The 23,257-nt window shown below is 53.8% G+C and carries 23 protein-coding genes; 11 read left to right on the top strand and 12 right to left on the bottom strand.

Going from position 1 to position 23,257, the window contains the following annotated elements; all coding sequences use genetic code 11:
• The first annotated feature begins 59 nt into the window (after positions 1-59).
• Together NSQ46_RS26330 and folE are read left to right on the top strand one after the other, a co-directional pair.
• Positions 60-296 carry a YneF family protein gene (locus NSQ46_RS26330; protein WP_007133057.1) on the top strand — a complete coding sequence of 79 codons (237 nt, stop codon included), beginning with the start codon at positions 60-62 and terminating at the stop codon, positions 294-296.
• 196 nt (positions 297-492) lie between these two features.
• The gene (gene folE, locus NSQ46_RS26325) at positions 493-1,086 is read left to right on the top strand and encodes a GTP cyclohydrolase I FolE (RefSeq protein WP_007133056.1); all 594 of its coding nucleotides are present in this window, start codon (positions 493-495) and stop codon (positions 1,084-1,086) included.
• 176 nt (positions 1,087-1,262) lie between these two features.
• On the opposite strand, the gene NSQ46_RS26320 is transcribed toward folE, so the two are convergent.
• From NSQ46_RS26320 to NSQ46_RS26300, 5 genes are all read right to left on the bottom strand, one after another.
• Complete coding sequence (locus NSQ46_RS26320; protein WP_007133055.1) at positions 1,263-1,535, bottom strand: hypothetical protein; 273 nt, start codon at positions 1,533-1,535, stop codon at positions 1,263-1,265.
• Positions 1,536-1,570: 35 nt separating this feature from the next.
• Positions 1,571-2,845 carry a hypothetical protein gene (locus NSQ46_RS26315; protein ID WP_342575310.1) on the bottom strand — a complete coding sequence of 425 codons (1,275 nt, stop codon included), beginning with the start codon at positions 2,843-2,845 and terminating at the stop codon, positions 1,571-1,573.
• A 23-nt stretch (positions 2,846-2,868) separates the two neighbouring features.
• The gene (locus NSQ46_RS26310; RefSeq protein ID WP_028406127.1) at positions 2,869-3,165 is read right to left on the bottom strand and encodes a hypothetical protein; all 297 of its coding nucleotides are present in this window, start codon (positions 3,163-3,165) and stop codon (positions 2,869-2,871) included.
• A 376-nt stretch (positions 3,166-3,541) separates the two neighbouring features.
• Complete coding sequence (locus NSQ46_RS26305; protein ID WP_028406128.1) at positions 3,542-4,756, bottom strand: Fe-Mn family superoxide dismutase; 1,215 nt, start codon at positions 4,754-4,756, stop codon at positions 3,542-3,544.
• A gap of 137 nt (positions 4,757-4,893) precedes the next feature.
• The gene (locus tag NSQ46_RS26300; protein WP_007133051.1) at positions 4,894-5,895 is read right to left on the bottom strand and encodes an alpha/beta fold hydrolase; all 1,002 of its coding nucleotides are present in this window, start codon (positions 5,893-5,895) and stop codon (positions 4,894-4,896) included.
• 334 nt (positions 5,896-6,229) lie between these two features.
• On the opposite strand from NSQ46_RS26300, the gene NSQ46_RS26295 reads away from it, so the two are divergent.
• Positions 6,230-6,970 carry an IclR family transcriptional regulator gene (locus tag NSQ46_RS26295; RefSeq protein WP_007133050.1) on the top strand — a complete coding sequence of 247 codons (741 nt, stop codon included), beginning with the start codon at positions 6,230-6,232 and terminating at the stop codon, positions 6,968-6,970.
• A gap of 242 nt (positions 6,971-7,212) precedes the next feature.
• Here NSQ46_RS26295 and NSQ46_RS26290 read toward each other — a convergent pair whose 3' ends face one another.
• Positions 7,213-7,374, bottom strand: coding sequence for a hypothetical protein (locus NSQ46_RS26290; RefSeq protein ID WP_007133049.1), 162 nt, complete (start codon positions 7,372-7,374; stop codon positions 7,213-7,215).
• Positions 7,375-7,558: 184 nt separating this feature from the next.
• Positions 7,559-10,276, bottom strand: coding sequence for an aconitate hydratase AcnA (gene acnA, locus NSQ46_RS26285; RefSeq protein ID WP_007133048.1), 2,718 nt, complete (start codon positions 10,274-10,276; stop codon positions 7,559-7,561).
• A 299-nt stretch (positions 10,277-10,575) separates the two neighbouring features.
• Here acnA and NSQ46_RS26280 point away from each other — a divergent pair, with 299 nt between their 5' ends.
• The 8 genes from NSQ46_RS26280 to NSQ46_RS26245 all read left to right on the top strand — a co-directional run bounded on the left by NSQ46_RS26280 (position 10,576) and on the right by NSQ46_RS26245 (position 17,618).
• The gene (locus NSQ46_RS26280; RefSeq protein ID WP_007133047.1) at positions 10,576-11,598 is read left to right on the top strand and encodes an amidase domain-containing protein; all 1,023 of its coding nucleotides are present in this window, start codon (positions 10,576-10,578) and stop codon (positions 11,596-11,598) included.
• Between the two features lie 46 nt (positions 11,599-11,644).
• Entirely contained in the window at positions 11,645-12,739 is a 1,095-nt protein-coding gene (locus NSQ46_RS26275; RefSeq protein WP_007133046.1) for a D-alanine--D-alanine ligase, read from the top strand.
• Positions 12,740-12,836: 97 nt separating this feature from the next.
• The gene (locus NSQ46_RS26270) at positions 12,837-13,154 is read left to right on the top strand and encodes a hypothetical protein (protein ID WP_007133045.1); all 318 of its coding nucleotides are present in this window, start codon (positions 12,837-12,839) and stop codon (positions 13,152-13,154) included.
• Positions 13,151-14,152 carry a UV DNA damage repair endonuclease UvsE gene (uvsE, locus tag NSQ46_RS26265; protein WP_342575307.1) on the top strand — a complete coding sequence of 334 codons (1,002 nt, stop codon included), beginning with the start codon at positions 13,151-13,153 and terminating at the stop codon, positions 14,150-14,152. Before NSQ46_RS26270 ends, uvsE begins: the two co-directional genes overlap by 4 nt.
• Before the next feature lie 261 nt (positions 14,153-14,413).
• Entirely contained in the window at positions 14,414-15,277 is an 864-nt protein-coding gene (locus NSQ46_RS26260) for an inositol monophosphatase family protein (protein ID WP_007133043.1), read from the top strand.
• Between the two features lie 144 nt (positions 15,278-15,421).
• Positions 15,422-15,715, top strand: a complete 294-nt coding sequence (locus NSQ46_RS26255) for a hypothetical protein (RefSeq protein ID WP_007133042.1) — start codon at positions 15,422-15,424, stop codon at positions 15,713-15,715.
• Positions 15,716-15,939: 224 nt separating this feature from the next.
• On the top strand, positions 15,940-16,272 hold the full coding sequence (locus NSQ46_RS26250) for a hypothetical protein (RefSeq protein ID WP_007133041.1): 333 nt from the start codon (positions 15,940-15,942) through the stop codon (positions 16,270-16,272).
• An 86-nt stretch (positions 16,273-16,358) separates the two neighbouring features.
• Positions 16,359-17,618: a stalk domain-containing protein gene (locus NSQ46_RS26245; protein ID WP_007133040.1), complete on the top strand. Its 1,260-nt coding sequence runs from the start codon at positions 16,359-16,361 to the stop codon at positions 17,616-17,618.
• A gap of 141 nt (positions 17,619-17,759) precedes the next feature.
• On the opposite strand, the gene NSQ46_RS26240 is transcribed toward NSQ46_RS26245, so the two are convergent.
• The 5 genes from NSQ46_RS26240 to NSQ46_RS26220 all read right to left on the bottom strand — a co-directional run bounded on the left by NSQ46_RS26240 (position 17,760) and on the right by NSQ46_RS26220 (position 23,159).
• On the bottom strand, positions 17,760-18,617 hold the full coding sequence (locus NSQ46_RS26240; RefSeq protein ID WP_244152808.1) for a DUF4367 domain-containing protein: 858 nt from the start codon (positions 18,615-18,617) through the stop codon (positions 17,760-17,762).
• A 76-nt stretch (positions 18,618-18,693) separates the two neighbouring features.
• Entirely contained in the window at positions 18,694-19,293 is a 600-nt protein-coding gene (locus NSQ46_RS26235) for a sigma-70 family RNA polymerase sigma factor (RefSeq protein WP_007133038.1), read from the bottom strand.
• 329 nt (positions 19,294-19,622) lie between these two features.
• Complete coding sequence (locus tag NSQ46_RS26230) at positions 19,623-20,495, bottom strand: aminoglycoside 6-adenylyltransferase (RefSeq protein ID WP_007133037.1); 873 nt, start codon at positions 20,493-20,495, stop codon at positions 19,623-19,625.
• Positions 20,496-20,679: 184 nt separating this feature from the next.
• Complete coding sequence (locus NSQ46_RS26225) at positions 20,680-21,996, bottom strand: glutamate-1-semialdehyde 2,1-aminomutase (RefSeq protein WP_007133036.1); 1,317 nt, start codon at positions 21,994-21,996, stop codon at positions 20,680-20,682.
• Positions 21,997-22,082: 86 nt separating this feature from the next.
• A complete protein-coding gene (locus NSQ46_RS26220) occupies positions 22,083-23,159 on the bottom strand; it encodes an LCP family protein (protein ID WP_007133035.1) in 1,077 nt (358 codons plus the stop codon).
• Between the last annotated feature and the right edge of the window lie 98 nt (positions 23,160-23,257).

The raw sequence follows: 23,257 nt of genomic DNA, 5'->3' as shown, positions 1-23,257 counted from the left end.
ATAAGTTCGTGTATGTGCCATGAAATGGTAAATATTAGCATGATTAAAGGTGGTCAAGCATGAATATCGTCATTCCGATTGTTACGCTGATCGTGGGTCTGGTTGCGGGCTTCTTTATCGGGGCATTCTATCTGCGTAAGCAGCTGGAGAAGATGCAGAACGATCCGGAAATGCTGCAAAAAATGGCAAAGCAAATGGGCTACAACCTGAACAGCAAGCAGATGCAGCGCGCTCAGCAAATGATGAAAAACCAGCCGATGCCCGGCAAAGGGCAAGGCCGCAAACGCAAAGGCTAATGAATAGGAGGGCCGCCTTCGTTTATCCATTTGACGGAGGGGGCGCTTCTATTTAGTGAAGACTGCTAACAGCGGTTATATGTGGCTGTTCATTCGATCGCTTTCGGGTGCTGCCCGGCAGCGTAAGCATACGGATTGAACAAGCATAAAATACGGATACCGTTTACCTGGTTGTAGGCGGAAAGGGGGATGTACTGTGGCAGGTGTAAAGGATTATGTTAACGATAAAGTTGTAGAAAACCGGGAGCAGATCGAATACCATATCGAGCAAATTTTGAAGCTGATCGGTGAAGATCCGCAGCGTGAAGGGCTGCTGGAGACACCGGCCCGTGTCACCCGGATGTATGAGGAGATTTTCGCGGGATATTCCGTGGATCCGAAGGATGTACTGGGAGTAACCTTCGATGAACAGCATGAAGAGCTTGTCATCGTGAAGGATATCGTATATTACAGCCAGTGCGAGCATCATATGGCTCCATTCTTCGGCAAGGTTCATATCGGCTATGTGCCGAGCGGGAAGATCGCGGGACTGAGCAAGCTGGCTCGTCTGGTTGAGGCGGTTACGCGCCGTCTTCAGGTTCAGGAACGCATCACGTCGCAAATTGCGAACATTATTGTGGAGGAGCTCCAACCGAGCGGCGTAATGGTCGTTGTGGAAGGGGAGCATCTGTGCATGTGCGCCCGCGGCGTGAAGAAACCGGGAAGCAAGACGGTGACCTCTGCCGTACGGGGAACGTTCCAAAGCGATGCTGCACAGCGTTCGGAGTTTCTGTCATTAATCAAGGAATAAACCATAGTGCAGTGAACAACGGCTGGACCCGTAGATGGTCCAGCCGTTGTTGTTATTCCACCGTTTCAGGAAACGAAAGGATTATGGGGGATGCTCCGTTCTTTTAGATTCGGCAGATCCATGATTGCTCTATAGGGGATGTCTTGGCGCTTAAGGTTAAACAGCATCACGGCCGGCTATCTTGAGCCATCCACCTGCTTCATATGCTGGACGTAACGGATCAGCTCCGCTTTCTGCAGCTCCAGCTCATGAATCCGCCTGGACATCTCACTGAAGAAGAGCTCGATCTGATCGCGCAGCACATTGGCCGATTGCCCCCTCCAATCCGAGAGGCGGGCGTACATCGCCCTTGCTTCCTGTTCATCCTGCCGAAAGAGGGCAAGCAGCCTGGACAGCTCGCGTTCAGCCTGAAGCAAGTCATCCAGCTCTAGCAATATTTCCTGACTCATCAATTGATCCCTCCAGAAGACTTGTAAATGGGCTGTTATCCGCTGCGATCCGTCTGTTCGAACAGATCCGCCTTGTACTTAATGTACTGGACCATGTCGGTCGTATGCTGTATATGCCACTGGCTCAACGACATAATCGAAGCATCCAGCTGCTGCACAATCGGCTGGAGCCGTCTGCTGTGGCTGGAATACATCGTTCTGGCAAGCCGCTGACGGATCCCCTCCAGCTCGCTCTGGCTCTGCTGGGCATTGGCCCTCCACGTTTCCGCAACGCTGCGCAGCTCCGCGGGGGTCACCTCAATGGTGCCGGCTCCTGCCGATTGGCCCGCCATTGCGGCTGCTCCGGCTGCGCCCAGAAGCGAGCCGTGGATACCAGCCATCATTCCGTTCATCATCCCATGAAGCGATTGGAAGAGCCCGCTGTCCGAAGGAACTCGGGGTGAATCGACAGGCTTACCGGTTTCACCGTCATAGAGCGGGTTGGATATGTAACCATTCTCGAATTTATAGCGATCGAGCTGGTGGTAATTGGGCCCGCCGAAGGTGTTGCCGATCTTGTCCCACAGGCTGACCCCGTCGTTGGCATCCTCATAGTTGGAGTCGATGTAATAAGTCGATCCCACATGACCCTCATACCCGCCGAAGGTGCCGCTGGCAACGATATCGCCCGGGTGGGCAAAGTTAATGATCTGGGAATCAAACTCGCCGTTCTCGGCCATTCTCCGGGCTTCCGGGGAAAGGCTCCCAATGACGGAGGGGGCACTGAAGGTGACGGCGGGCAGGCCGGTATAAGCTGCTGCATACTGGGCGTTGGCGCCGCCAAGCGAGTGGCCGGTCAGCGTGAAGTTTAAGTCCGGGTGCTTCTCCTGCATTTCCCTGGCATAGTCTTCAGCCTGAAACATTTGGTTTGTGCCGAGGACATCGGCTTTTTTCATAAGGTTTCTGGATTGTTCACCGACCCAATCGTTCAGGCCTGTGATTCCCACAGCGTCCTCGAATTTGGTGATCTGCTCATCGAACGGCCTTTCGATTTCTACCTTTCTTCCAAGCTCTCCAAGGCCGATCCCAACATCATTTAGCAGGTCAGGACCGGAGGTGGATAACTCGGCTTCTCCCTCGGTTCCGCGGTAAGCGATGACAGCCTCACCGGTCTGCCGGTTCACGAACGTAACGGCATCGAATCCCGAAACGGCATGGCTCTTCGTATCCTCCAGCACTTCCCAATCGGGCAGATCCTCGATCTGTGCGCCTTCCTTTAAGTCCTTATAAGCTAACCGTGATAACTTGTTATACGTTTCATCATCGACCATGACGCTTCCTCCATAATTGAAGTTTACTTCTTCTTATTGGCTTCAATGACTTCTTTCAGCTCCGGGCTCATGACAAAGTTCTTGGTTTCAAACGTCTTGTAGTTCACCGAAATGTTGAACGTCTGATCTTTATGCCCTTTGACGTGGCCCTCGACATCGATCTCATCCGCTACATAGGAAGGCATCTTCTTCTGACCTGTAACTTCGACCTCCAGGCCGTATTGATCCTTGAAAAATTGAATGGCGGTCTCCTTCGTTTGGGCCATGAGCTGATCCTCGCTCGCCGCAATCTCCGGATCGCCGGATTTACCGGATTTCATGCTTTGGCATCCTCCTATCATGAACGTGGCTAAAATAAAACAAATGAACAGGATCTTCCATCCGGAACGCATATCCATTCTCGTTTCATCCCTTCAGTAGACTCTTTGATCCTCATACCCATGCTTAGTCCCAGTAAAATGCTTACTGTATTATCATAGACTGGGAGACTGCAGCAAACAACGTATTAAATAACCAGAAACATGGTAATAAAGTCCTGTCGGGCCCGGTTCGGCAATACCTGATGTTGAGCTTTCCAGATTAGATAGAAGAAGATAAAAGCCCTCCCTAAGCCTCGGTTACGAAGCAAGGAGGGCGGACTCTGATAGCAGTCTCAATTTGACGGGCTGCCATGAAGCGGTTAGGATCGGTTCATCATTAAAACGGCTTCCATTTCAGCTTGCTTGCATGCTTGAACCGCTCGGCCACTTCGGGCCAGTACACGACGTTCCACCAATCCCTGATGTAGTCTTTACGCTTGCTTTGATGCTTCAAGTAATAGGCATGCTCCCATACATCGAGAGCGAGGAGAGGAACCACATCCCACTGGGAGAGGTTCTGATGCTTCTCGGCCTGTAATATTTCCAGACGATGGCTGCGCGGGCTCCAGACAAGGATGGCCCAGCCGCCGCCTTCCACCTTCTCAGCCGCCTCGCTAAAATGCTTCTTGAACCGTTCAAAGCTGCCAAAATCCTTCTTGATCTGCTGGGCAAGCTCTCCCTCTGGCATGCCGCCGCCCTTCGGGTTCATGATGCTCCAGAAAAGGGTATGCAGGTAATGTCCGGCGCCGTGGAAGGCGAGCTCACGCTCCCAATGCTTCACAAGCTCGAAGTTGCCGCTCTTGCGCGCTTCCTCAAGCTTTTTCTCGGCTTTGTTCAACCCGTCCACATAGCTCTGGTGGTGAACATCGTGATGGACCCGCATCGTCGCTTCATCGATATGCGGCTCGAGGGCATTGTACGGGTACGGAAGCGGAGGGAGGCGGTGGCCGCCGATCGGGACCGGCTTGCTGCCCGAATCCGCTAAGCCGTGGATCGCGGCCTCGGGCCCAGCGGAGGCTGATGAAGCCGATGAAGCTGGTTCTTCCCGATCTTCCCGTTTTTCTCGAGGCTCCCTATTTTCCGCGGGTGGAGGGGGCGCTGCCGCTTCTTCCATGAACCGTTCCACCGCTCCTGGAGAATTCAAAGTGTCCAGAACGCCAAGGAAGTACTCCGATTCGCGGATGATATGAAGCAATACCGTCTCCGCAAGCGGCACGGTTCGAACGGCAGGGCTGTTATCCTTCATGCCTTCCAGCTGGCGGATGAATTCCCTGGACTGCTCGAAGGAGACGCGCAGCAGATGCTCGACCTGTGCGATGACCTCGGGCGATGGCGGCCCCGGATGGCGGAGAACATATTGCAGCAGGACATCGGCGGCTTTTTGCGTATGATCGAATACGACGGCCCACTGGTCCAAAACGTTCACGTAGGGCTCCTCAAGCCCCGGAACAATCGCTTTAATGACATCCGTATGCTCCATCTCCTGGAGCTTCCAGAAGGCAATCTCCTCCAGAATACGGGCCGGCAGCTTCGCGCCGTAAATATATAACATCGATTTCCCTCCCCATATAGCATTCACCATAGTCACTATATTCCGGGACGGGCTTGTATTATGTAAGGCAATATAAAAACCCCCGCTGCCGGTTCCGGCAGCAGGGGAGAAGGTCATCCACTATAAAGGTACAGCACTTATTGGGCTTGCAGCCCTTCCCGGCCCTCGAGCTTGCCGAGGAAGGTGGAGACTCTGCGCAGATACTCTTTCGGATGCTCTCGGAAGATAAGCTCGTGGTGCGCATCCTTCACAATCCATGAATCGGAATCTTCATGGGTCTGGTTTGCGGCGATTTTCTCGGCGATCGGGTAAGGCGCCTTATCGTCCCTAGTTCCGTGGATGAACAGGATCGGGAACGGATAATCATGCTTTTTTACCTCATTATAAGGGATTTGATCGAGACTCGTTCCATTCAGCACCGGGAAGAGCAGCTCCAGAATTTCCAAGGAAGGATGCCTTGGAAGATCAATCTGGTTGTGAATATTGTGATAAAGCGTGTCCGGCTCCAGCAAAAAGGTGCTGTCCAGAATCATCGCGTCAACATCCTTCGTCTCGAGCCCCGCCTGTAATGCGGTGCCCGCGCCCATCGAGAACCCCCAGACGACAATCTGCTTCGCGCCGCGGTGCTTCACATGTTCAATCGCGCCTAGCAGCTGACGCTTCTCCTCCTTACCGCCGGTAGCTACCTCCTTGCTGGTTTGGGATGCAAAGCCATAGTCGAACATCAGCACATTATAATTCATGCTGTGCGCGTAATGAGCGATATCATACATCGGCACCCAGGTCTCCTCACGATTGGCTCCATATCCATGGCTGAGCACAATCGTCTTATCCGAATGATCCGCAGGAATATACCAGCCGTTCATATTTCTTTTGCCGTCAATGGAATGGAAGGTGACGCTCTCGTAATCCATTTCCTTGGCAAGCTTCGGATTGGAGTAAAGGGGAGCCACCGTCGGATTCGACAGCACCCAGGCAATATAGGCGTGCAGCGCTATAAAGCAGAAGATAAGGAAAAAGACGACGGATAAAATCAAAGCTAGCAAAATATGCTTGAACCGCACCAAGCCTGTAGAAAGCTCGGCCGGGGCGTCATTGACTTGGGAGAGTGGGGCATTACGACCAGTTACCATGCTCATGGATGGCCCCTCCTTACCATAGTTTTATTGCGCGAAAGTGAAATACACTGATTTTTTATAATAATCGTATGCCGGGATGCCTATTATGTCAATGTAAATCGAAAGTTTGTTAGATGAGGATTTGGCAAAAATCCAAAGAGCGACCTTCAATCAGCAATAGATAGCAAAACGGTTTTATTCATCTATATATTGTAACCGGGAGCCGATGGAACCGAATTTTACAAAATCCCGCGATAATTGTAAAGCTGGCAAATGGTTTACTTCTGCCGTAATTTTTCATATAATTCTTGTAACCAGGTTTCATGTGATGAAACAGGAGAGGAGCAGGTCGGGGATGGAAGACCGCAAATTAACTGTACGTGCCGTTGAAAGGGCTCTTGATATATTAATATGCTTTACGAAGAACAGTGAGCTCGCTCTGACCGAGATTTCTTCGCTGATCGGGCTGCACAAGAGCACGGTTCACCGCCTGCTGGCAACGCTGGAAGACAAGGGATTCGTGGTGCGGAATCCGGAGACGGAGAAATACAGGCTGGGTCTGAAAATATGGGAGTTGTCCATGCACTTGTCACAGAGCGATGATCCGGCCATTCGGCTGCTGCCGGCAATGGAGGCGCTGCGGGATCGGCTTGGCGAAACTGTAAGCCTGTATCTGCGGGACGGTGCGGAGCGTTTGCGCATTCAGGCGGTACAGAGCAACCAGGCCATCCGGCGGGTCGCCCAGGTAGGCGTGAGGCTGCCGCTGTCCGTCGGCGCTTCCAGCAAGGTTCTGGTGGCGTTTGCGCCGCCGGAGGATCAGGAGGAGCTGCTGAATGCACCGGATTGGCCCGAGTCGGTAGACCGTGAGACGTATCGGAAGCAGCTGGCCGAAATATTGCAGAAGGGCTATGCGATCAGTATCGAGGAGCGCGAGCCGGGGGCGGCAGCGGTATCGGTGCCGATCTTCGACCGTTACGGCAAGGCGGCAGCGGCGCTTTCGATGTCGGGGCCGGTCACCCGCTTGTCAGCCGAGAAGCTGCGCGAGTATGCGCCTGTGCTGAAGGAAGCGGCTCGGGAGATGGGAATGATGATGTGATGGCTGCCCAGGAATCTTAAGCCGTACGCATATCGTTCAAGGGACGAAGGATTCGTCCCAAGTGTGAAAGTGGACAGGGAAACAGTACCGCCTGTACGCTAAAAAAGGAGATGACCCGGACTAGATCCGGTGCATCTCCTTTTTTAGTTCCAAGCTCCAAGCGATGGATATTCATGTTTGCGGTTTCTATTATGTAGACGTTGGCAGTATACGTTCATGGACGCACAAATCAGGCCTGGTGATCATCGTTTCGCTTGGTGTCCTTTCGTCGCCTCTCTCATTTTCTGATTCAAGATCTCTTGAAAGGTAGCCGTCTTGGCATTCGTTGTTGCTTTAGGCGCAACCATTGGCTGCGGGCGTTGATATTGATGGTGGAACGGGGTCATCGTATGGATTTTGATCATCGGTACAAACCTCCTGGATCACTCGAGTATCCGCAATGTTTGTACCCATTAACCTTCCCGGCTCTATTTGAAACGGGACTTCCAATAAACAGGAATATGGTACTGCAAATATGAAAATCCCCATCTTCCGAGACCGAAAGATGGGGATTTGTTCCTGAGACTTAAGTGCCTTTAGAGAGAGGTGTTACTGGTTCGATGCGATCATTTGACGAAGCACCGTTTGGAGGATACCGCCGTTATGGTAGTAGTCCACGTCGACCATGCTGTCAAGACGAGCGATTACCGGGAACTCGAACTTGGTCCCGTCTTCGCGAGTAGCGACAACGGTCAATTCCTGACCCGGCTTCACATCATTGCTAAGGCCGATAATATCGAACGTCTCGCGTCCGTTCAGACCAAGGCTCTTCCAGCCGTGTCCTTCTTGGAACTGGAGCGGAAGTACGCCCATGCCCACAAGATTGGAGCGGTGGATCCGTTCAAAGCTTTCGGCCAGAACGGCTTTGACGCCGAGGAGGTAGGTACCTTTAGCCGCCCAGTCGCGGGAGCTTCCCGTACCGTATTCCTTACCGGCGATAACGATCAGGTTCTGTCCGCCGGCTTGATAGTTCATCGAAGCGTCATAGATGGACATGACTTCGTCCGTAGGCAGGTACGTGGTCACGCCGCCCTCGGTGCCAGGAGCTACCTGGTTGCGGATGCGGATGTTGGCGAACGTTCCGCGCATCATGACTTCATGGTTACCGCGGCGGGAGCCGTAGGAGTTGAAGTCTTTGCGCTCAACGCCACGCTCGCTCAGGTATTTGCCTGCCGGGCTGTTCGTTGCAATGTTGCCCGCCGGCGAAATATGGTCCGTCGTAACGGAGTCGCCCAAGAGAGCAAGCACGCGCGCTTCCTTGATGTCCTGAATGTCGCTCAGGCCATTGCCCAGGCCTTCGAAGAACGGCGGATTTTGAATGTACGTCGATTGATCGTCCCACTCATACAGCTCGCCTTCCGGCACAGGGATCTTGTTCCAGCGCTCGTTGGCTGTAAATACGTTCTCGTATTTCTTGCGGAAAGCATCCGCGCTGACGGACAAGCCGATCGCTTCACGAATTTCGGCGCTCGTTGGCCAGATATCCTTCAAATATACCGGCTCGTTGTTTGGATCGTAGCCGATCGGATCGTTCTGAAGGTCGATATTAACCGTTCCTGCAAGCGCGTAAGCCACAACAAGCGGCGGAGAAGCCAGGTAGTTGGCTTTAACCTGAGCGTGCACGCGGCCTTCGAAGTTCCGGTTACCGGACAGTACGGCCGCAACCGTCATGTCATTGTCGGCGATCGCTTCGCTGACTTCGTCAGGCAACGGACCGGAGTTACCGATACATGTTGCACAGCCGTAGCCTGCTACATAGAAGCCGAGGGATTCCAAGTAGTGCAGGAGACCGGCTTTCTCCAGATAGTCGGTTACGACCAGGGAGCCTGGAGTCAAGCTGCTCTTCACATAGCCAGGCTTCTTGAGGCCGCGTTCCACGGCTTTCTTCGCCAGCAGGCCTGCGCCGAGCATAACGCTTGGGTTGGAGGTGTTCGTACAGCTTGTGATAGCCGCGATGACAACCGCACCGGTTCCCATTTCGCTTGTGGAGCCGTCTTTATGCTTAACGGTAACGGTCTGCTCGATCTTCTCGTCGCTGAGGCCGTATCCGCCCTTGTCGATCGGCGTACGGATAATATCGTTGAAGTTCTGCTTCATTGCAGTCAGCTCGATACGGTCTTGCGGACGCTTCGGACCGGCAAGGCTCGGCACGACGGAAGCGAGGTCGAGCTCGATCACGTCGGAGAACTCAGGGTCCGGCGTATCGGCCGTACGGAACATGTTCTGCGCTTTGTAGTAGCTCTCAACGAGTGCAACCTGCTCATCGGTACGACCGGTGTTGCGGAGATAAGCAAGCGTCTCGTCGTCAACAGGGAAGAAGCCGATGGTTGCGCCGTATTCCGGAGCCATGTTGGCTACGGTTGCACGGTCAGCCAAGCTGATGTTGGCGAGGCCAGGGCCGTAGAACTCCACGAATTTGCCGACAACGCCTTTTTTACGGAGAAGCTCGGTGACGGTAAGGGCAAGGTCGGTTGCCGTTGCGCCTTCGGCCAGGCTGCCCGTCAATTTGAAGCCGATAACTTCAGGCGTTACGAAATAGAGCGGCTGGCCGAGCATGCCGGCTTCCGCCTCGATGCCGCCGACGCCCCAGCCTACGACGCCAAGACCGTTGATCATGGTAGTATGGGAGTCGGTGCCGACGAGGGAATCCGGGAATACGAGCGTTTCGCCGTCTACCGTCTTCGTGGCCGCTACGGAAGCCAGGTATTCCAGGTTAACCTGGTGAACGATACCTGTTCCAGGAGGAACCGCACGGAAGTTATTGAAAGCGGTTTGAGCCCAGCGGAGGAAGCGGTAGCGCTCTTCGTTGCGCTCAAACTCGACTTTCATGTTATATTCAAGAGCTTGGTCCGTACCGAAAGCATCAACCATAACGGAGTGGTCGATAACGAGGTCAACCGGTACGAGCGGGTTGATCTGCTTCGGATCTCCGCCGGCTTTCTTAACGGTGTCGCGCATAGCTGCAAGATCGACGACAACCGGTACTCCGGTGAAGTCCTGCAGTACGATGCGTGCAGGGATGAACGGAATTTCCTTGTTGTTGTCACGTCCTTCGTTCCATTTGGACAACAGCTTTACATGATCTTCTGTAATGGCGCGTCCGTCGAATTGGCGAACGGCGGCCTCAAGCAGCACCCGAATCGAGAACGGAAGCTTGGACACGCTGCCGTATCCTTGCTCTTCGAGCGCCTGCAGGCTGAAATAACGATAGTTTTTACCGCCCACCTCGAGGTTGCGCGAGATGGAGAATTGATCCTTTACTGGCATACCTGAACCTCCTTGAGTCATTTCTGAGTTCAACTGTCAGTTGTTTCACTAGATGAAACCCAATTTCATAATTCACACACTCTAAGTATAACGATTTCAAGCCGCTACGTAAAGCATTTTTTATAGAAGAAAAGTATTTCAAAACGGTGAAAATCCGCCTGTTTTCAGCGTCCCTGCAAGCGTCTGCCGAAGCGGTCATGGAGGGCTGTTCTTGGAGCGGGTTCATAGCCCGCTTCCTTGCTTCATATAGTTGTGATAGGGAACCGTGCGTTAGGCCAGGTTAAGAGGAGGAGAGAGGTATGAGCAGTCTGCAGCAAGCGGAGAAGCCTTGGAAGCAAAGCTTATATATTTATGTCAATCAATACAACCAAAACCGGGTCGACTATTCTTCAGGCCTGAAAGAGCAAATTGTAGCGGATTTGAATTACTTGGTAGAGAGAGGCGAGAGGCAGTTCCGGCTCCAAGCATGGTACGAAGAACGGGAGGTTGTGCCGCTCAAGAGCGAAACCCGGGCCCGGCTTCAGCGCATCCTAAGGGAGACGGAGGATGACGTCGTTGCCGACGTCAGGCTCAGCAGCGTCTTTTATTATGAAAAAAGAGGGATGACGCATCGGGAGGATATCGTTACGCGCGAGCGCCTTACCCTGATCCGCGACGGCGACGCCTGGCTGATCGTCGGCATCGAGCGGCTGGAGGACGAACGCCATCCGCTGCAGCAGGCTGGGAACCTGAGTGCAGACCCGTCTGCGGCCGGGCGCGAGCCTTCGCTTCCGTTCATGAACGGACGTGTGTATGCGGCGGGAATGAGCCCGAGATCGGGCCGCTACGAGCGGGAGGCAGCCGCAGCTTATGCGGACCGCTGGTGGGATTCGGGAAATCCGGAGTTCGCCGAATTCGATGTGGATTGCACGAATTATATATCCCAGTGCCTCTTTGCAGGCAAAGCCCCAATCCACTATACTGGTAAAAGAGAATCGGGATGGTGGTACAAGGGATATGTGGGCGGCCGAGAATGGTGGAGCTACAGCTGGGCGGTTTCGAACAGCTTTGCGAATTACTTGTACACCAGCACGACGGGTCTGCGGGGCGAATTGGTCGAACGGCCGGAGCAGCTTATGCTCGGCGATGTGATCGTGTACGACTGGGACGGCGACGGCGCCTTCCAGCACAGCACGATCGTCACGGCGTTTGACGCAGGCGGCATGCCGCTGGTGAATGCCCATACGGTGTCCAGTCGCCACCGGTACTGGGACTATCGCGATTCGTATGCGTGGAATGACAAGACCAAGTACCGGTTCTATCATATCCCCGATTATTTTTAAGGCGTGCGCGCATCATGCTGCAAAACGTACAAGAGAGAGGTTATTCATGGGACAGGATAAATTAACGGTCGGCTTGGTATACGGAGGGAAATCGGGGGAGCATGAGGTGTCGCTGTCGACAGCCTTCGCCGTCATGAACGCTTTTGATTTCGACAAATATGATATCATGCCATTTTATATTTCGAAGCAGGGAGCATGGAGGATCGGCACGAAGCTGACGGCGCCGTTCTCCGATCAGGAGGAGCTCAAGCTCGCCGAGGGGGAAGGCACCCGTACCGCGCTGAATGCGGTGTTCAGCAGACTGTACGGCAGTGAAGAGCCGGTAGTTGACATCATGTTTCCGCTGCTGCACGGAACGTTCGGTGAGGACGGAACGATTCAGGGACTGTTCGAAATGGCGGATATTCCTTATGTCGGAACCGGGGTGCTTGCCTCTGCTGCAGGCATGGATAAAGTCGTCATGAAAAAGCTGTTCGCCCAGGCGGGACTGCCGCAATGCGAATACTGCAGCTTCACCAGATCCCAGTGGGAGCGCAATCAGCATGAGCTGCTTCAAGGGATTGAGGACAAACTGGGCTTCCCGAGCTTCGTCAAGCCGGCCAATCTGGGCTCCAGCGTCGGCATATCCAAAGCGAAGGACCGGGAGCAGCTGAAAGCCGCGATTGAAACCGCGCTTCGCTTCGACAACAAGATTATTGTTGAAGAATTCGTGGATGCCCGCGAGGTGGAGGTCAGCGTACTCGGTAACGATGAGCCGATGGCTTCGGTCCCGGGTGAAATCGTCTCTTCGAGTGAATACTATGACTACGCGGCAAAATATATCAGCGGACAGTCCAAGATGCAGATCCCTGCCGATATCGATCCGGATACGGCCGACCGGCTGCGCGAGCTGGCCATATCGGCCTTCAAGGCGATCGAGGGCAGCGGCATCACCCGCGCGGACTTCTTCCTCCGCCGGTCGGACGGCGCGATTCTGATCAATGAGGTCAATACGATGCCGGGCTTTACGCCGTTCAGCATGTATCCGCTCTTGTGGCGGGAGACAGGCATGTCTTACCGCGAACTGCTTGACCGGATGATCGAGCTCGGTCTGGAGCGCTACAACCGCAAACAGGCGTTGATTTACGAGAATCAGGCTTAAGACTTACAATTGGATATGAATGGCCAGGGGGAGTCCGCGAACAACTGATCACGGCTCCCCTTGAGTCTAATATTTAAGCAGGAAAGGAAGAGGTCTTATGGGATTTCAAACCGAGTTTAACTCCGTCTGCAAGTTTAAGAGCGAGCAAGAGCTCTACGAGCTGCTGGAATACGGACGAGGCAAAATGCTGAAGGACGGCCTTCGTGTGTTTCCGACCGGACAGAAGGTGATTGCCTACACGCCGGATAACCGGGCGGTAGCCATCGTGCTGATTACGGCATGCGTATCCGAGATCAATTTCCAAGGACGCGAAGTCACTTCGGTCGAGCTGCAGCTGATCCGCAAGCTGACGGATGAGGAATCCCGCGTCCAGACGGCGCTGGCTCACGAAATGTTCTTCGGGGACCATGCATGATCGTAAGATTCGGATATGTAGCCATGTCCACGGTCGTTCAGAATGCTTCTCCCTCCAAGACCATGACGATGAAGAGTTTTCTGAAGCTGAATGACCGCGAGGCCGGCATACATAAGCTGGAGCGGATCGCGAATGAAAATCTTCATAATACGCTTCGCCTGCTGAAGCACAACGCAGCGCATGATATTATGGTGTACCGCTTTTCCTCCAAGCTGATTCCGCTGGCAACCCATAACGATATGCAGGACTGGGATCCGTTCCCTGCCTTGCAGGAAGGCTTTCGGGCGATCGGAGACTACGTGAAAAAACACGGCATGAGGGTATCCTTCCATCCGGACCATTTTACCGTGCTCAGTACGCCCAGGCCTGAGGTGCTCGCTAGTTCCATACGCGACTTGAACGCACATGTCGATATGCTTGAAGCGATGGGGCTGCCGGCCGCGATGAAAAACAACATCCATATCGGAGGCGCTTATGGGGACAAGCCATCGGCGGCCTCCCGGTTCATCGAGCACTTTCATGAACTTGACCAGCGTATCAAGGAGCGTCTGACGCTGGAGAACGACGATAAGACCTTTACGGCACAGGAGACGCTGGCGGTATCCAAAGCGACGGGGGTTCCGATGGTGCTCGACATTCACCACCAATGGGTGAACAATGACGGCGAAGCGCCATGGGAGCTGTGGCCTGAGATCTTTCGCACTTGGGAGACGCCGCTCGCCCAGGCCGGGTCGGATCCCGGGCAGCCGCTGCCCCCGAAGATCCATGTATCCAGTCCGAAAAGCCCGGAGGACATCCGCAGCCATGCCGATGGGGTGGACGTGGTGCCGCTGTTGGCCTTTTTACGGAACATTGCAGGAGAAACGCCGCGGGTGGATGTCATGATCGAGGCGAAGATGAAGGACGGCGCTCTGTTCGGGCTCATGAAGGAGCTGGCAGAGTATAAGAATGAGGGCGTCACGATCTTGGACGGGGCCTCTGTGGAGATCCATCCATAGAACGAGTAGAACGAGCGGACGGTCCTCTTGCATCCGGAGGGATTTTAAGGTACGGTGAAAGTGGAAGATAGAGGATGATTCCCATGACATACACGCAGAAAAGTTCGTTCTCGCCAAGCATTCACTGCTCCGCAAGGAACGGACTTTTGTTGAAATAGGCGAAATTTTGAGAAACGCTGCCCGCTCCTGTTTCGTAATACCGGAATAGGATAAAGGGATGTTAACAATCAATAGATTGATATAGAAAGTAGAGTGAGCGCTTTGAACGAGAATGACAAGACTCCTTATGTAGTCAGCAGTAAGAGTTACACTGCCGTTGCGATTAATTGTGCCGCGAAGGCGGGGGAGTGGATTAAGAGCAGACTCGGATCCGTGAAACAGCTCAGCACCAAAACATCGCCTCAAGATATTGTCACGGAAGTGGACAAAGGGGCCGAGCAGATGATCCGGAAGCTGATTCTCACTCACTTCCCGGACCACGCGATTTTAGGAGAGGAAGGGGTTGAGCCTGGGGCCGAAGCTGCCGCACGGGCGCTGAAGGCGGCCCAGGAAGAGGAGTATCTCTGGATTATCGACCCGGTTGACGGGACGACGAATTACGTCCATGGTTTCCCGTTCTATTCCGTCTCCATCGCGCTAGCCCATCGCGGAGAAGTGATCGTCGGGGTGATTTACGATCCTTCGCGGGACGAATTGTTTGTGGCCGAGAAGGGAAAAGGGGCCTATGTGCACGGCAATCCTACGTATGTATCCAAGGAGAGCCAGCTGTCGGAGAGCTTGCTTGCGACCGGATTCCCGATTGACAGCAAGGTTAATCTGCCGCTGAACATGGCCGAGCTTCACGCCCTCTTGCCGAAGGTGCGCAATGTAAGAGCCGGGGGCTCCGCCGCCCTTCATCTGGCGTACGTTGCCGCCGGACGCTTAAGCGGATACTGGGAGCACGGGCTGAGCGCCTGGGATATCGCCGCAGGGGCCCTGCTGGTTCAGGAATCCGGCGGAGCGGTGACGGACACCGATGGCCGTCCGTTCGATCTGTCCGTACGGAATATAGCGGCGACCAACGGCTTGATCCACCAAGGCTTGCTGGATACGCTGAAGGAAGCGGGCGAGGGCTCCGTTCGTTAAGACTGACTTGGCCTAGGCAATATGCAGAAGATCAGGTGGAAATGACGAAGAGCCGGATAAGATACCGGCAGTAGAGGGTAATGTAAGATAGAAGTATCAAGGTGGCAGCGTCTACAACAGCTTGTTAAAGGAGTTATGACTGAGATGAATGAGAAATCAGATCAGGATTTGGAACGCCGGCTTAGCGAGATGTTGACTGAAGGCGAGATGGAGAGGAAGGATCGGGAGCAGGAGGAGCGCCGTCAGGTCTCTCCGAAATACGAGATCCGGATTCAGACCCAGCTCGACCCCATCGTGGAAGAAACACTGAAATACCGTAGCATCGCGAAGGAAATCGATGGCCGTTACGACAAATACATGGAGCAGGCAGGCAAAAGCAACGAGCCGAAGGCCGAGCTGGAGAAGGGCCGCAAGGAGCAAGGGGATGCGTCCTCTTGATGAATGGAGTCAGGCTCTGCCCGGTTAGAGGCCGTGAATACGGCAAGCAACTGTATAAGCATTACAGGAATGGACAGCGCGATTAAGGAGGCTGTCCATTTTCTTTTTTTTGTATACCGTTCTTAGTAGCGGAACTTCGGAGGGCATAAAACACACGCGTTTTCTGCAGGAGCAAAAAAGCAGATATGTATTCAAGGACAGGATTATAGTGAGGAGTCATGAAGATGAGAGGGCTGCGGACGTTTCATATTGCGGGTGCCGTATCGGGCATCGGCTCCATGCTGTTGTGGTGCATCCTTATATTTTTCAATCCGTATACGGATACGGTGAATGCAGATGCGGCACGGAACACCTTTCTCATGCTCTTTCTACCTGGTGTGATCGCACTGATCTCGCTGTTCGGACCGTGGAAACCGTTAATGCTGATTGCCTTCTTATGGTCGGTGCTGCCGAGTCTGTACTTGGCTGGAACTCCGGGCATCTTCGCGTTGTTCGGCGTAACGTCCGCAGGTTATTTAATTGCTTACCTGCTCATGAAAAGAAATGGGAAGGGATAGTTCTGCAAGGGAGGGCTTTGTACCCAATCAGGGACGCAGGTGGTAAAATAAGGAGGGTATCGAATAAATCTAGGGAGAGTGAAGGCATGTTCAAACAATGGAAGAAGAGGCTGGCAGCGGTAACAGGATTTCTGATGCTGGCCGTAACGCTGCTTGGCCCGGGTGCAGCCACGGTGTTTGCCGATGGGGGCAGCGTAAAGGAGGATACTACATACCAAATTGTAGCGCTGGGAGACTCGCTCACGGTCGGTTATGAGCCGGGAGTGGATTTGAACAAGCTGTATGGTTTCGTCGAACGTTTATATGAACAAGGGCTTTTCTACGGAAGAACCGAAGTGACGAATCTAGGGATAGCCGGATTGAAGACGGACGGACTGGACCATTACCTCCAGGCCATCGTTGATGGACGTTCTCTAACGGCCGAGGAGCTGCAGCCTGGGCTGGCGGACCCGCGCGCGAAGCAGATCGGAGCGGACGCACCCAAAGCGAAAGCCGCAATCGCCGAAGCGGATCTGATTACCATTACCATCGGCGGCAATGATATGATGAGCCTGGTCGGCACGATCGACAAGCTGAGTGAGGAGCAGCTCGCAGCCAAGCTGCAGGAGCTGTTTGCACAGTACACCGAGAACGTCACCGCCGTCATCGGTAATCTGCGGCTGCTGAATCCGGATGCGACCATCGTCATCGCGGACCAGTATAATCCGATCCCTAAACTGGCGGGCGAGGCTGCTTATGCGAAGCTGCTGGAAGCGGCCGGCCATTTCACCAAGCTCGTGGATGACATCGCTGCGAGCTTCGCGAACCAAGGCGCGGATATCAAGGTAGCGCATGTAGCGGAAGCCTTCGTGGGATCTGAGATTACGATGACGCATATCCTTAAGGATGATATCCATCCGAACCAATACGGTTACGAGACGATGGCAACCGTATTTGCGGAGACGATCTGGGGCAGCTATAAGCAGCCGCCGGTGCAGGAGCAGGGTCAGCCGATGCGGATCGTCGTCAAGGGACAGGAGCTCACTACGCCGTACAAACCGATTCTTCGCGACAATATGAACTACGTGGCGATTCAAGATATCGTTAATGCGGTGGGGGCAACGACGAAGTGGGAGAATAAAACCTCAAGCGCCACCATCACATATGGCGATAAAACGGTTGTAGTCACGATCGGCAAGAAGTTTGTGAAAGTAAACGGCACGAACGTTCCGATCGATACGCCTGCGTTTCTGCATAAGGTAGGCAAGGAAGACAAGACCTATGTTCCGCTTGCCGTCATTGCATCGGGTCTTGGCTTCGATGTTCAGTACAGCGCCAAACAGCGTACCGCATTCATTAATTTATAAATGCATCCGCCCTAAGATAAGGTTGATCATAGCTGCGGAACCAAAGAGAGACGCCGATTTGGCGCCTCTCTTTTCCTTTTTCATATTCTCCGTTTAATTGTCTATGATTTTAAAGCGTCAAGTGATATATGAGCCGGCTGCTCACTTGGAAGCCGCCTTCGGAATGATCGTTTCGGCGATACGGATCAGTTCCTCGGCTGGGACATCTCCCTCCATGGAGCTGAGCGTATACAAGTAGTGGTGTCCGGTACTTGGATCCTCATAAGCCCAGTCCAGCTGCGTCGTGCTTCCATCGTTCCATGTTTTTTGCAGGACGTCCTGCCCGTTGATCTCGATCTTCCGGTTGATCATGTCCATATTCTCGTCCCAGTAAGAGGTCACGCTGCCGTGGTCTCCGTTATTCAGAATCGTCAGGGCGATCTCCTTGCTGCCGCTGGTGTAATAAACCGTCGACAGCCAGAAATTGTCCGTAAACTGTATCGGCATCAGGGCGTAATCCTTGCCCGAAGACTTGGCTTTCGTAAGCAGTTTCTTCGCGATGTCGGCCTTTTCCTGCTCGGTCAGCGGCTTTGCGTCAGTCTCGCGCTCCATGTGCACGCTGGCATTATTGAACATATATTTGTCCGAGGCGGAAGCGGAGATCTCCTTGGCCAGCGGTACGCCGGGCACGTTCACCATGCTTGTCAGCTTATCGAAATCCTTGACGGCATGCGGAGTGGATTTGATATCGATGACGTGGTTCGGATTATTCGGCACAATATAAATGGCGGCGGCTTCGCCCGGCTTGATTTGCTCATCCCAGACGGTATTCATAAGATGGATGCGATCCAGTTCCTCTTTGGAATAATCCTTAAGCGGAGGAGACACTGCGCTCGATTTCTCCTCATAGACGACTTCTCCCTTGCCGTTGGTTAAAGAATGGTACTTGACAGCTGCGAAGCCGGTCGATGCGGTAAGCAGCATGCCGGCGATCAAGAGAATGCTTACTTTGTTTTTCACGAACAATCGCTCCTTTTGAATATGTTCTTCCCGAATTTGGCGCATAACGCGTTTCTGGAGGGCGGCTCCGGGCGGCTCAACCCTTTGAAAGAGTGGTTTCAGGTCTTTGTCGCTGTCCATGCTCATTCGTTTCCTCCCCCTCTGCCATGGCGTAATGTTTGCGGAACTTGGCGGCGGCCCGCTCGAACTTTTTCCTGAGATAGGTCGTGCTTTGTTGCAAAATAAGGCTGATCTCGTGATAGCTCTTGTCCTCGACGCAGCGCAGGATGAGCAGGCTTCGTTCCTCGGCGGTCAGCCTGGCCAGCGCCCGGAGCACGGACGGATTGTAGTACTTGTGCTCGATGACCTGATCGACATGCCGGTTATCCTGGTCTTTCTGGTATAGAAAGGGGAGGTACCGATACAGCTTGCGTTTCCGCAGCAAGTCGATGCATTGGTTGCAGGCGATGCGGTAAAGCCAGGCCTCGAAGGGCTTGTCCGTTTCATATTTGGACAAGTGGCGGTACGCCTTCAAGAAAACCTCCTGGGTGCAATCCTCGGCTTCGGCATAATCGCCAAGCATGTGGTAGCAGTAATTGAAGATGGCTTTGTTGCAGCGGTTCATGATCAGCTCGTATTGGTCGATCTCTCCCTTCAAAACATCAGCAACGATCTGATGGAATGCTGGTTCATCCAAGTGGTTTCACCCCTTTACAATCTGTATTACGTATCAGCATGGTGCTAATGTGACAAACAGGCTCTCTCAGAACTTCCCGAGTTTTCATTTGCAGGAGAACGGCTTGGATCAATATGAGGCCCCGGCAGATGGAGCGAAGGTCTGAAGTGAGGCTAGGGGGAAAACAGGGAGCGTACAAAATAAAAGAGAGACGCCGCGAATGGCGTCTCTCTTTGCTGCTTCCCATAGCCTTGGGAGCGGGGTTAAACGGGTCCCCGGTCTGCCCTGGCCGAGAGCGGCTGCCTTATCCTATTACCCGAATTACGGGCATAGCAGCTTCCCGCATGATTTTAATAGATTTCCTTCGCATCCCGCGGCAGCTGGCGGACATGGTGCAGGAAGCCGGTAACGCGCCCGTCCTGTCCCATGTCATACGTGTAGCCCAGCTGCTCGCCGACGTACAGCGCCGTCTTCCGGAAAAGTGCTCCGGCGGCGAAGAGGGCATCCCAGACCTCGTCATAGGTTCCCCCGGCGTAGGTATCCATCAGCTCGTTCCAGCTGTCCTCGGGCAAGTATCGCTTCAGATACTTGGCATTCTTGCCAACGCTAAGCGAGAAGCCGGTCAGAACCCCGGCCTGCCATTCCAGCATTTTGATCAGCATCGGCCGAACAATATTGTTCAGGTGATCCTGGGCATACAGAATTTCCTCTCTCCACAAGCCCTTGGCTACATAAGTGGTGACCCACCAGAATTCGTTGCTGCAGTCCGCAAAGAATTCGGCGGACGGACGTTTGACGCGATAGTCCTCATCCGACGGCTCCGGTATTTCGGGAAACGTCCCGTCTTTGTCCATAAGCACCTTGATCAGCTTGTCATGCTGGCTGTAGGATTCCTTTTCCTCGATGGGAATCAGGGTCATGTCAATCCGGTTCCCGTCCGTAAACAGCATCAGATAGGAGAACCAGTTCCCCAGATCAGGAGGGAACATCGCCATATCTTCGGGCGTTTGCAAAATGATGCGTTCCCCGAAGACGTCAATCCAGCCCGGGTCTTGAATGAAGCTGTCCATGTCGGTGACGTGGAAGCTGATATCATAGTCCTGAAATACATCCTTCGGCACATTAGGGTTCGTTCTTGAGCCTTCCAGGGTCACGGCGCGAACACGTTCATCGCGCTTAGCCACACCCAGAATCAAATCCATCATTTCTTGCTCGCTTCTCATCGTTGTTCCCGCCTTTCGTTTTCATTGGAATGGGTCAATCTTATGAACCGTTAAGGCAGGAGGTCCGCGGATGCGAACCGTGGAAGCGGGATATGGACACGCAGCATGTTATAACTTGTTCAGCAGCTTCTTCATATTCCGGTTCCCCTTTCCAGGATTTTCCCTACATGAAATATCAATGCCATTAACCTTTCATGGCTTGAAATGAAGCCTCTGCGGCTTCCAATGTTGCATCGATGTCCGCTTCCGTATGGGCAGTCGTCATAAACCAGGCCTCGTATTTAGAAGGGGCCAGATTAATGCCGCGGTCCAGCATATGGCGGAAGAAGGAAGCGAAGGCCTCGCCGTCCGTATCCTGGGCTTCATCATAGTTGGTCACCGGATGATCGCAGAAATGAGTGGAGAAGGAGCCGCGAATCCGGTTGATCGTGAGCGGAATGCCATGGCGGTCCGCCGAGCTCTTCAGCCCTTCGGTCAGCTTGATCGTCAGACGCTCCATTTCCTCATACACGCCTTCGCCTTGCAGCACCTCCAAACAGGCGATCCCTGCGGCGATCGACGCCGGATTGCCAGCCATCGTTCCTGCTTGATATGCAGGTCCGAGCGGGGCAACCTGCTCCATAACGTGCTTCCGGCCGCCGTAAGCGCCGATCGGAAGACCGCCGCCAATGATTTTGCCGAGCGCGGTCAGATCCGGCTGAATGGCTTCGTGATTCGCCAGACCTGCGTATGTCTGGGAAGAGCCGTAGTGGAAGCGGAAGGCGCTGATGACCTCGTCATAGATGACGAGCGAGCCGTTATCATGGGCCAACCGGCACAGTCCTTCCAGGAAGCCTGGCTTTGGCATTACCATGCCGAAATTGCCGACAATCGGTTCGACCATCACCGCGGCCACGTCATCACCCCATTGCTCCAAGGCGTCACGCAGGCTGTCAAGATCGTTAAACGGAACCGTAATGACCTCGTGGGCAATGCTTGTCGGAATTCCGGCGCTGTCCGGAATGCCGAGCGTGGAAGGTCCTGATCCTGCGGCGACAAGCACGAGGTCGGAGTGGCCGTGGTAGCAGCCGGCGAACTTGATGATTTTATTGCGCTTCGTATATGCGCGTGCAACGCGGATCGTCGTCATGACGGCCTCAGTGCCGGAATTGACGAAGCGCACCTTGTCCAAGGAAGGGATGGCATCCTTCAGCATTTTGGCAAGCTTGATTTCAAGCTCGGTCGGCGTCCCGTACAGCGTGCCGTTCTGGGCTGCCGCCGTAATGGCGGCCGTAATGTGCGGATGGGCATGGCCGGTAATAATCGGTCCATAGGCCGCCAAGTAATCGATGTAGCGATTGCCGTCTTCATCCCAGAAATAGGCGCCGCTTGCGCGTTTCATGAAGACGGGGGCGCCGCCGCCGACCGCTTTGAATGAGCGGGAGGGGCTGTTGACGCCGCCGACGATATGCTGAAGAGCTTCCTGGTATAAGGCTTCGGAACGGGTTCTGGATGTGTTCATCGTGTAAAAACTTCCTTTCTTCATGAAGCAGGACAGGCCGCCAAGATTCCAAGCTGCCTGTCCTGCATGCTGTATAGTGTGCTAAGTTAGTTGCGGTCTGTCTCTGTGGATGTAGACGTGGACGTCGATGCAGAAGGATTACTTTCTTTGCCGGCAGGATCGCTCTCCTTGCCTTCGCTTTGGCCTTCCTCGGTCTCCGGGTCAGGATCCGGCGGGCTCATGATATCCTGAATGTACTGCTTTAAGGTGTCCGGATTGCCGACCGTCAAGACAGCTGCACCGCCGATCGTTTCTTCCTTCAGCAGCTTCATCGGAGGGACCTGCTCGCTGCCGCTCATGCTGCTCTTGTATGCGACGGTGGCCAGCTTCCACATGTCTTCGACCTCGAGATTCGTGTCGATGTAAGGGCTGACGGATTTCAAAATATCCGGCAGCTTCATAATGGACGTGGTCGTCTGCATTTTCTTGGCGACCGCCTTAATCAGCTCGCGCTGCCGCTCGGTACGGGTAAAGTCGCCCATAGCGTCGTAACGGAAACGGACGTATTGGAGCGCGGCGTTGCCGTCCAGATGCTGCATGCCTTCCTTCAGATTGATGTCATATTCATTCTTGTCCGCTTTGCTGGAATAATTCATATCCTTCTCAACGTAAAAATCAACGCCGCCGACGGAATCCACCAGCTTGATAAATCCTTGGAAGTCGGTGTAGACATAGTATTGGATCGGGATGCCGAGCAGATCGCCGACCGCCTTCATCGCGGTATTGGGACCATGGGTGATCGCCGTGTTGATCCGGTTCGGGTCATGTCCGGGTATGTCCGTGTACGTATCGCGCAGAATAGAGAACAGGTACATTTTTTTCTTAACCGGGTCGATGGAGGCTACCATCATGCTGTCCGAGCGGGGGATTTCCCCTTCCTCGAAGCCGCGGGCATCGACGCCCATCAGCAGGATATTCACCGGCTCGGTGCCTTCCCATTCCGGAGGCGCAGGGACTTTGGCATCCACCTTCTCAATTTCATGGAACGGAGAGGATTCACCGCTTTTGTTCAAGCTTTGCAGGCCGTCATAGAATGAAACTGCATAATAAGTGCCGTAGGCGATGACAGCCGCAAGTACGATACATATGCTCCATATAATCGTCTTCTTTGTTTTTTTGGTCATTGTGTTCTTCCTTTCGGATTGCGCTGGTGAATAAAATCGATAGAACATTTGAACATTCGACATTCACTCTATTATAATTTTTTTCGAAAAGACAATCA

The sequence above is a fragment of the Paenibacillus sp. FSL M8-0142 genome, assembly GCF_038597315.1.
In the GTDB taxonomy this organism is placed as follows: Bacteria; Bacillota; Bacilli; order Paenibacillales; family Paenibacillaceae; genus Paenibacillus_AQ; species Paenibacillus_AQ lactis.
The sequence above is the reverse complement of the archived record's forward strand: the minus strand, read 5'-3'. Positions and strand labels throughout refer to the sequence as shown.

Excerpts from the sequence above, each read along its gene's own strand:
- NSQ46_RS26330 (WP_007133057.1), top strand. The coding sequence starts at position 60 with ATGAATATCGTCATTCCGATTGTTACGCTGATCGTGGGTCTGGTTGCG.
- NSQ46_RS26320 (WP_007133055.1), bottom strand. The coding sequence starts at position 1,535 with ATGAGTCAGGAAATATTGCTAGAGCTGGATGACTTGCTTCAGGCTGAA.
- NSQ46_RS26315 (WP_342575310.1), bottom strand. The coding sequence starts at position 2,845 with ATGGTCGATGATGAAACGTATAACAAGTTATCACGGTTAGCTTATAAG.
- NSQ46_RS26310 (WP_028406127.1), bottom strand. The coding sequence starts at position 3,165 with ATGAAATCCGGTAAATCCGGCGATCCGGAGATTGCGGCGAGCGAGGAT.
- NSQ46_RS26305 (WP_028406128.1), bottom strand. The coding sequence starts at position 4,756 with ATGTTATATATTTACGGCGCGAAGCTGCCGGCCCGTATTCTGGAGGAG.
- NSQ46_RS26300 (WP_007133051.1), bottom strand. The coding sequence starts at position 5,895 with ATGAGCATGGTAACTGGTCGTAATGCCCCACTCTCCCAAGTCAATGAC.
- NSQ46_RS26295 (WP_007133050.1), top strand. The coding sequence starts at position 6,230 with ATGGAAGACCGCAAATTAACTGTACGTGCCGTTGAAAGGGCTCTTGAT.
- NSQ46_RS26290 (WP_007133049.1), bottom strand. The coding sequence starts at position 7,374 with ATGATCAAAATCCATACGATGACCCCGTTCCACCATCAATATCAACGC.
- acnA (WP_007133048.1), bottom strand. The coding sequence starts at position 10,276 with ATGCCAGTAAAGGATCAATTCTCCATCTCGCGCAACCTCGAGGTGGGC.
- NSQ46_RS26280 (WP_007133047.1), top strand. The coding sequence starts at position 10,576 with ATGAGCAGTCTGCAGCAAGCGGAGAAGCCTTGGAAGCAAAGCTTATAT.
- NSQ46_RS26275 (WP_007133046.1), top strand. The coding sequence starts at position 11,645 with ATGGGACAGGATAAATTAACGGTCGGCTTGGTATACGGAGGGAAATCG.
- NSQ46_RS26270 (WP_007133045.1), top strand. The coding sequence starts at position 12,837 with ATGGGATTTCAAACCGAGTTTAACTCCGTCTGCAAGTTTAAGAGCGAG.
- uvsE (WP_342575307.1), top strand. The coding sequence starts at position 13,151 with ATGATCGTAAGATTCGGATATGTAGCCATGTCCACGGTCGTTCAGAAT.
- NSQ46_RS26255 (WP_007133042.1), top strand. The coding sequence starts at position 15,422 with ATGAATGAGAAATCAGATCAGGATTTGGAACGCCGGCTTAGCGAGATG.
- NSQ46_RS26250 (WP_007133041.1), top strand. The coding sequence starts at position 15,940 with ATGAGAGGGCTGCGGACGTTTCATATTGCGGGTGCCGTATCGGGCATC.
- NSQ46_RS26245 (WP_007133040.1), top strand. The coding sequence starts at position 16,359 with ATGTTCAAACAATGGAAGAAGAGGCTGGCAGCGGTAACAGGATTTCTG.
- NSQ46_RS26230 (WP_007133037.1), bottom strand. The coding sequence starts at position 20,495 with ATGAGAAGCGAGCAAGAAATGATGGATTTGATTCTGGGTGTGGCTAAG.
- NSQ46_RS26225 (WP_007133036.1), bottom strand. The coding sequence starts at position 21,996 with ATGAACACATCCAGAACCCGTTCCGAAGCCTTATACCAGGAAGCTCTT.
- NSQ46_RS26220 (WP_007133035.1), bottom strand. The coding sequence starts at position 23,159 with ATGACCAAAAAAACAAAGAAGACGATTATATGGAGCATATGTATCGTA.